The sequence below is a fragment of the Calothrix sp. CBUCES-K 9914 genome (genome assembly GCF_059640475.1).
In genome coordinates this window covers 23,937-33,159 of record NZ_JBXXZH010000084.1, presented here as the reverse complement: position 1 = coordinate 33,159, position 9,223 = coordinate 23,937, and the positions used below count along the sequence as shown (strand labels likewise).

3 protein-coding genes are annotated in these 9,223 nt (G+C 40.7%); all 3 read left to right on the top strand.

Annotated elements, in window-relative coordinates:
• The first annotated feature begins 665 nt into the window (after nucleotides 1–665).
• Nucleotides 666–4,700, top strand: coding sequence for a two-partner secretion domain-containing protein (locus tag AC2JBO_RS19700; protein ID WP_496955348.1), 4,035 nt, complete (start codon nucleotides 666–668; stop codon nucleotides 4,698–4,700).
• A gap of 151 nt (nucleotides 4,701–4,851) precedes the next feature.
• Nucleotides 4,852–6,753: a filamentous hemagglutinin N-terminal domain-containing protein gene (locus tag AC2JBO_RS19695; RefSeq protein WP_496955347.1), complete on the top strand. Its 1,902-nt coding sequence runs from the start codon at nucleotides 4,852–4,854 to the stop codon at nucleotides 6,751–6,753.
• 593 nt (nucleotides 6,754–7,346) lie between these two features.
• Nucleotides 7,347–9,053: a SulP family inorganic anion transporter gene (locus AC2JBO_RS19690; protein WP_496955346.1), complete on the top strand. Its 1,707-nt coding sequence runs from the start codon at nucleotides 7,347–7,349 to the stop codon at nucleotides 9,051–9,053.
• Nucleotides 9,054–9,223: the final 170 nt, after the last annotated feature.

Here is a 9,223-nt window from a genome sequence, read left to right as displayed (position 1 = left end):
AATCACGGCGCCATATTTCGGGAACAACGCGCGTTGCTCTCATGCGCGAATTTTATTTTTGGGGGCACACATAACAGATGCTGCGTCCTTCGCACGGGTTTTCAGGTCGATTTCCGCAATTTCAAGGAAGGCATTTCTTGAGCGCAATGTTAAAATTGATACTGGTAAAATGTATTCAAGTATTTATAAGGGGGTAGTTTAACGGGACTACCCATCTTTTTATTCACATTTACCAAAGTGTTAACTGCTGGTAGTTATTTACTGGTGTCATATTCAACCAGTCCGGCGCCACCAACCCATCCTTTAAGAAAATGAACTCAACCGGAATATCTAAATAATAAGCATAAGCATATTATTAATTGATGAACGCGCAAGGGAGCGCACCTTTTAATTTTACTTCGTGGGAGTATATATGACGGAATTAGAAGGGCGCCGATTCTCACCAACTGTTCAAAACTCAGCTTTAAATTTTTTTCACGGGGTACATAGCGAATAATCGGAGCGTGGGCACCGTACTGCAATGATGGCGCCAGTTCTTACTACCGACCTCACAGTACCAGCAATTCTTAAGAAAAATTGCATCAGTTGCTTCTAGTCATAAATACTGATAAATATAAGTTTAATAACAAACTTTAATAATCATTTTCACTCATCAGGGTATTAGCATGATAGTTAATAAACAGGGGTTAATTCAAAAGCTTTTATTATGCAGCTTTTTATCGCTTGCTAGTACACCTGTCAAGGCACAAATTACACCTGACAGCACGTTGGGAGCAGAACCATCTAAACTTACCCCAAACGTACTAATCAAAGGCGCCGATGCTGATTTGATTAATGGTGGCGCCCTGCGTGGTAATAATCTTTTTCATAGTTTTACAGAATTTAACATTAAAGATGGACAAAGTGTGTATTTTACTAATCCGTCTGGAGTAGTGAATATATTAACGCGCGTTACAGGTAAGAATGCGTCGAATATTTTGGGGACGTTGGGTGTTGATGGTGGCGCCAACCTATTTTTAATTAATCCTAATGGTATTTTATTTGGTCAAAATGCGCGCCTTGATATAGGAGGTTCGTTTCTTGGGACAACAGCGAATGGTGTGCAGTTTGGTAATCAAGGTAATTTTAGTGCGACTAATGCGGAGGCGCCTGGTTTATTAACTATTAATCCTTCGGCATTGTTTTTTAATCAGATTAATCCAAATGCTGCTATTGAAAATAATTCGGTGGCGCCTGTAGGTATATTCTCAGCAGGTTTTGACGCATTTGGATTGAGAGTACCAGATGGTAAAAGTTTGCTGCTAGTGGGTGGTAATGTCATCATGGATGGCGGTCAACTAAATGCTTTTGGTGGGAGAGTTGAATTAGGAGGATTGGTGTCCAAAGGAAATGTAAATATGAGCTTAAATGGAAGTGATTTAAGGCTAGAATTTCCTGATAATGTGACTCGTGCGACGGTTACGCTTAACAATACAGCAGGTGCATTTGTGACTGGTGCTGGTGGGGGTTATCTAACAATTAATGCCTCGAATATCGATATTTTGAGTGGAAGTATCCTTTCTGCTGGTATTGGTCAAGGTTTGGGGGCGCCTGAAACCATTGCAGGAGACATTACCCTCAGTGCCATTGGAGAAATTAAAATTGCTGGTTCTGGAAGTCAAGTTAGAAATTTAGTGCGTATAGATTCAAAAGGGCATGGAGGAAATATAACCATTGATGCTGGTTCCTTGAAGTTAGAAGATGGTGCTAATCTATCAGCCTCAACTTATGGAAAAGGAAATGCAGGAAATGTGACGGTAAATGCTTTAAATAGTATTTCCCTTACTGGTGGTGACATCTTCAGCATAGTAGGGGCTTCTGGTGTGGGAAAGGGCGGTAATATCAATATTAATGGCGCTACTCTTTCTTTGACTGATGGTGCCAGACTTGAAAGCTCAACTTATGGAATTGGGAATGCAGGAAATGTGACGGTAAATACTTTAAATAATATTTCCCTTGCTGGTAGTAGTTACATCTTCAGCACAATAGAAGCAGGGGGTGTAGGCAAGGGTGGTGATATCAATATTAATGGCGCCACCCTTTCTTTAGCTGACGGTGCCCAATTATTAACAATTACTCATGGTGCAGATGGTACACAAGCTGCTGGTAAGGGTTCGGCAGGCAATGTAAATGTGAAAGTAAGAGGAACTGTTGATATTGCTGGGCAGAAAAATGGTTTTGATAGTAAGATTTCCAGCGATGTGAAAACAGAAACAGAAGGGAATGCGGGTAATATAACCATTGATGCTGGTTCTTTGAACTTACGAGATGGCGCCAGACTTGAAGCCTCAACTTATGGAATTGGGAATGCAGGTAATGTGACGATAACTGCTAAGGATAGTATTTTCCTTGCTGGTAGTAGTTACATCCTCAGCATGATAGAAGCAGGGGGTGTGGGAAAGGGTGGTGATATCAATATTAATGGTGCCACCCTTTCTTTAACTGACGGTGCTCAACTAGGAACTGGTACTCGTAGTGCATCTGATACTCAAAGGGCAGGTAGGGGTGATGCGGGGAATGTGAATATAAAAGTTACAGGTGTTATTGATCTCGCTGGCGAAAAAGATACATCCAAGAGTGCTATTGATAGCAGAGTAGAAACAGGTACAGTAGGTAATGCGGGTAATATTACCATTGATACTGGTTCCTTAAAGTTTCGTTCGGGCGCCGGTGGAATTGCGGCTTCAAGTTTTGGACGGGGGAATGCAGGGAATGTAACAGTGCGAGCAAAAAATGATGTCTCCCTTGTAGACGGCAACATTTTCAGCACGGTGGAAGCAGGAGGTGTAGGTAACGGCGGCAATATTGACATAAATGCTTCTTCATTGTCACTGCTTTCGGGTGCCCAACTACTAACTTTTACTCGTGAAGCATTTGATACTCAGCCTGCAGGACAGGGTAATGCTGGCAATATTAATGTTCGAGTAACTGGTGATGTCGATATTGCTGGAGAGAAAAACGGTTTTCCCAGTCAAATCACTAGTTCCATAGCAGCAGGGACAATCGGCAATGGAGGTAATATTACTATCAATTCTGCTTCTTTCTCATTACGAGATAATGCAAAACTTAGTGCCTCAACTTATGGGCAGGGGAATGCGGGAAATATTGATGTTAAAGTAACAGGTGCAGTAACATTATTGGGAACAAAAGACACAAATACTACTAGTGCAATTTTTAGTGGTGTAGAACCCGGAGGTGTGGGTAAGGCTGGTAACATTACTATCGATGCTGACTCGTTTTTACTACGAGATAACATTCAACTTACGGCCTCAACATCTGGACAAGGAAGTGCGGGAAATGTGATAGTACGTGCAAGAAATGCTGTTTCTCTTGTAGGTGGCAGCATTCTCAGCACAGTTCAAGCAGGAGGTGTGGGTAAGGGTGGCAATATCGATATTAATGCTGCAATGCTTTCACTAACTGATGGTGCCCAACTCCAAACCATTACTTTCGGTGCCTCTGATACCCAAGGGGCAGGACAAGGTTCAGCAGGTAATGTGAATATTAAAGTCACTAATGCTGTTGAAATTTCTGGTTTTGGTACCGCAATTGGTAGCTTGGTGGAAACAGGTACACAAGGCAATGGAGGTAATATTACCATTGATGCAAATTCCTTTTACTTACGAAACGGTGCCTTCTTGGACGCGCGCACTCAAAGTGACAATAAAGGTGGCAACATTACGATAAATGCGAATACTTTTGAAGCTCTCACTGGGGGGCGACTTATCACTAATACCGAGAGTAATGGTTCTGCGGGTAAAATTACAATTAACGCTGCTAACCAACTAACTATTAGTGGTAATAACCCGAATTATAATGACCAACTAATTATCTTCCCCAGTATCTCAAATATCGGCGCCAACGCTGGTTTATTCGTCAACTCCACAGGACCTGGAACCACTGGCGACATTGAAATCAACTCCCCAAATATCACTTTAGATAATCAAGGAAAACTTGAAGCTAATTCTACATCAGGTAACGGCGGTAACATCAAACTCAACAGTGATTTACTTTTATTAAGAAGAGGCGCCCAAATCTCAACCAACGCAGGTACAGAACAACTTGGTGGCGATGGAGGTAACATTGATATTGATTCTCGTTTCATCGTCGCTGTCCCCAACGAAAACAGTGATATAACCGCCAATGCTTTTAGTGGTAAAGGTGGTAACGTAAATATCCGCGCGCAAGGTATTTTCGGCATAGAACCGCGCGCAATAGAATCTCCACAAACAAGCGATATCACCGCAAGTTCCGAACGTGGTGTTCAAGGAGAAGTCTCTATTACTCAACCTGATGTTAAACCAGCACAAGGATTAATCGAATTACCAGAAGAAGTAGTTGATGCTACCCGTAAAGTTGCTCAAATTTGTCCAAGAGAACCCGGCGCCAAACCACTTGGAGAATTTACCATCACAGGACGCGGCAGTTTACCACCCAGCCCACTCGAACCATTACCCGGCGCCACTAACACCACTAAATTAGCAACCTTGGATACTAACAATACTAATGTATCAAAAACAGCCCCCAATAAAGTGCAAAACGCAATAGTTGAAGCACAAGGCTGGGTTAAGAATCAAGATGGAAGTTTGGAGCTTGTTGCAATGGCGCCGAATACTACACCTAGCGCGCGCGTTGTAGTATCTGTATGTCCAAGTAATTAATCTTAAATAATTAAATATTTATAAATGCCACTTGTTACACAAAAACAGTAATTATTAAGAAAAACTGCATAAATTGATTCTAGTTATAAATCCTGATAAATATAAGTTTAATCAGAAAACTTGATAATCATTACCATTCAAACAAAGTGCGATGAATAAGAAACAGGGTTTAGCTCACTCGCTTTTATTATGCACCTTTTTCTTTCTTGCTAGTACTAGAGTTCATGCACAGATTACACCTGATAATACCTTGGGAGTGGAATCATCTAAACTTACTCCAAATGTATTAGTGAACGGTGCCAATGCTGATTTGATTAATGGTGGCGCCCTGCGTGGTAATAATCTTTTTCATAGTTTTACAGAATTTAACATTAAAGATGGACAAAGTGTGTATTTTGCTAACCCATCAGGAGTAGTGAATATATTAACGCGCGTTACAGGTAGTAGTGCGTCGAATATTTTGGGGACGTTGGGTGTTGATGGTGGCGCCAATCTATTTTTAATAAATCCCAATGGTATTTTGTTTGGAAAAAATGCTTCTTTAGATGTGCGAGGTTCGTTTGTAGGGACAACTGCGAACGGGGTGCAGTTTGGAAACCAGGGTAATTTTAGTGCTTCCGAACCCTCGGCACCTGCTTTGTTGACAGTCAACCCTTCGGCATTGTTTTTTAATCAGATTAATCCAAGAGCTGCTATTCAAAATAATTCGGTAGCACCTGCGGGAAAAGACCCAGCAGGTTTTAAAGCAGTTGGCTTACGAGTACCAAATGGTGAAAGCTTGCTGCTAGTCGGTGGTAATGTCAGTATGGATGGTGGTGAATTAAATGCTTATGGTGGAAGAGTTGAATTAGGAGGATTAGCATCAAATGGAAATATAAATCTCTTTTTTGATGACAATAATTTAAGACTGAGATTCCCTGAAAATATAACTCGTGGAACGGTCACTCTAACAAATCAAGCTAAGGTATATGTGGGAGGTGCTGGTGGCGGTGATATTGCAGTTAATGCTCAAAATATAGAAATTTTTGGACGAAGTGGTCTTTATGCTGGCATTGCTCAAGGTTCAGGGGTGCCAGACTCTACTGGAGGAAATATTACCTTGAATGCAACAGGAGAAATCAAAATTACGAATAAGAGTGAAATTAATAATTCAGTCAGACATAGTTCAAAAGGTAATGAGGGAAATATTATCATTAATACAAATTCCTTCTTATTACAAGATAGCGCCATACTTTTTACCTCAACTTTTGGACAAGGAAATACAGGGAATGTTACGGTAACTGCAAAAAATGATATTGAGATAAACTCACCTAAAATGACTTTAGATAATCAAGGAAAACTTGAAGCTAATTCTACATCTGGTAATGGTGGTAACATCAAACTTAATAGTGACTTACTTTTATTAAGGAGAGGCGCCCAAATTTCCACCAACGCAGGTACAAATGAACTTGGTGGAGATGGAAGTAACATTAATATTGATTCTCGTTTTATTGTCGCTGTGCCCACAGAAAACAGCGATATTACAGCAAATAACTTTACTGGTAGAGGTGGTAATGTTTTCATCCGCGCCTTCAGTATTTTCGGTATTGAATCGCGCGCATTACCATCAAACGCAAGTGATATCACTGCAAGTTCCATGACTGGTGTTCAAGGACAAGTATCTATCACTCAACCTGATATTGAATTACCAACCAACTTAGTTGATGCATCGGGGGCAATTGCCCAAGGTTGTACCCCTAGAAATGGACGAACTGCGAGTAAATTTATCTATACTGGAAGAGGAGGAATACCAGAAAACCCCTACGAACCATTACGCAAGCGTGCAGTCATAACGAAATGGGTGACACTTCCAACACTTCCAAATAATGAAAGTCAAAAAACAAGGGAAATATTTGAAGAAGTCACAGCAAAACCAACTCCGAAACCAATTGTGGAAGCGCAAAGTTGGGTTAAAAACGCAGATGGAAGTATGGAACTTGTGGCAATAGCGCCACTGCATAAGCTCAAATTCAAAATTCAGAATTCATTCATGTCCGCAGGAAAATGCATTTAGGTAAGAGGGTATTTAAAGATACTATAAATACATGTAGATTTAAGAATATTGAATTACTTATTTAATTTTTCTTAGGAGGGACATGAATGAACTTTTAATTTGAGCGTAGCGAGTGGCGCCTGGAATCATTGCGAACAAAAGTACTTAACTTAAAAGTATTGATATTATGTTATTTGAAGTAGTTAGGGTACGCTCAAACTGCAAAAAATGGTGTCGAACGCACCCTAAACGTTATAATTTCTTAATAAATTCCCAGATGTTGAATTGGTATAAGGATTAATCGAACTATTAGCATGTATCAAATTTGGTGCTGCTAGCATCATATGTATAAAATCATTCTAGTATTTACAAGTTTTGTTTCGCTTCTGTTACATATAACAAATAACTGAAGTGTGGGCGCCTGCTCGTATTTGTGCTATTAAAATCCTGTAAAAACTATTAATATCTACCAATATTCCTTGGAATATGAAATATTTATAAAAGTTTTTATCAGGTTGTTTAGTAGGTGTTATTTTCAATGATTAAAAGCTAACTTTAGCCAGGAGAGAGTCAATATTTTCTTAAACTAAGTCCAAGTTCTATCTGTGAGCGTCATGTCCAAAAAGTACCAAATAAAGTTACCACGCATACCAGAGTTGAAACGGTTACTATCTTACCAGCGAGAGTGGTTGCGTGGAGACATATTAGCAGGTGTGACAGTAGCGGCTTACTTAATACCACAGTGTATGGCTTATGGGGAGTTAGCAGGGGTGCAACCTGTGGTGGGATTGTGGGCAATTATACCGCCAATGGTTATTTATACAATACTTGGGTCATCACCACAAATTTCGGTAGGACCAGAATCGACTACTGCGGTAATGACAGCGGCAGCGATTACTCATGCTGTTGCATCTAATGGTGGTAACTATGCCAGCCTTGTTTCTATGCTGGCTTTAATGGTTGGTGTTGTATGCATCATTGGCTATATTGCTCGTCTGGGTTTCCTAGCTGATTTATTGTCTAAACCAATATTGGTTGGTTATATGGCAGGAGTTGGCGTGATTATGATTGCTGGGCAGTTAGGTAAAATAGGCGGAATTAAGATTGAAGCAAATACTGTTTTTGGGGAAGTAAATGAATTTTTGGGAAAGCTAGATCGAATTCACCAACCAACTTTAATTTTAGGAGCTATAGTCTTAGCTTTTTTATTCATCATTCAGCGCGCCTTTCCAGATGCACCGGGTCCACTGTTGGCGGTGTTACTGGCAACGGCTAGTGTCGGGCTACTCCATCTCGACCGACAAGGGGTGGCTGTGGTAGGAGAAATTCCGGCTGGCTTACCACATTTTACTTTACCTCAGCTATCAACTAAAGAGATATCAACACTTGTAGCTTCAGCGATTGGAATTGCGGTTGTTGGCTATTCAGATAATGTTCTCACAGCAAGGGCATTTGCTACCCGCAACCACTATAAAATTGACGCTAACCAAGAACTATTGGCACTAGGAGCCTCAAACTTGGGAAACGGATTGATGCAGGGTTTTCCTATTAGTAGTAGTGGTAGTCGTACTGCGATTGCGGACTCATTAGGCAGTAAAAGCCAAATGTTCTCTTTAGTTGCCCTAGTTGTAGTCATCTTAGTATTGTTATTTATGCGACCCTTGCTGGCACAGTTTCCCAAGGCGGCGTTGGGGGCGATTGTCATCTATGCAGCTACTAAACTCATTGAAATACCAGAATTTCTCAGGTTGGCAAAATTCCGACGTATTGAACTATTCGTGGCTCTGGCTACAACGGTTGGAGTTTTAATCACAGATATTTTAGTTGGTGTTGGTGTAGCGGTAGGGTTATCTGTGATTGATGTATTTGCAAGGGTCGCACGACCGCACGACGCAGTTTTGGGAGAAGTGCCAGGTTTAGCAGGATTGCACGATATTGAAGACTGGGAAGGAGCCACAACTATCCCAGGATTGGTAATTTATCGGTATGATGCTCCCCTTTTCTTTGCCAATGTAGAACATTTCAAACAACGAGCATTGCAGGCAATTGAGGCAGAAACAACACCCGTAGAGTGGTTTGTGCTGAACACAGAAGCAATTGTTGAAGTTGATATTACTGCTATCGACACATTAACAGAATTGCATCGCGAACTAGCCGCCAGGGGTATTACTTTTGCCATGACACGTGTAAAACAGGATTTATACAAGCAATTGAAGCGGTCACAGCTTCTACTCAATATTGGTTCTGAACATATTTATCTTACCTTACATACTGCAATCGCAGCATTTCAAGCCCGCGAGCGCCATTTCAACAAAGACTAATGAATCAAACAAACAACATTAACGGCGCCTATTTTCAGCAAGTTAAAAAATCAATCTTTGGGTTTTATTTTTTTACAGGCATATACAATATAACGGCGCCACTCAAGCTACCCAGTTTCGCTTGCAAGGTCTTGGTAAAAAAGAATCCTTAGCACAAGAAATATTGATGA

Excerpts from the sequence above, each read along its gene's own strand:
- AC2JBO_RS19700 (WP_496955348.1), top strand. The coding sequence starts at position 666 with ATGATAGTTAATAAACAGGGGTTAATTCAAAAGCTTTTATTATGCAGC.
- AC2JBO_RS19695 (WP_496955347.1), top strand. The coding sequence starts at position 4,852 with ATGAATAAGAAACAGGGTTTAGCTCACTCGCTTTTATTATGCACCTTT.
- AC2JBO_RS19690 (WP_496955346.1), top strand. The coding sequence starts at position 7,347 with ATGTCCAAAAAGTACCAAATAAAGTTACCACGCATACCAGAGTTGAAA.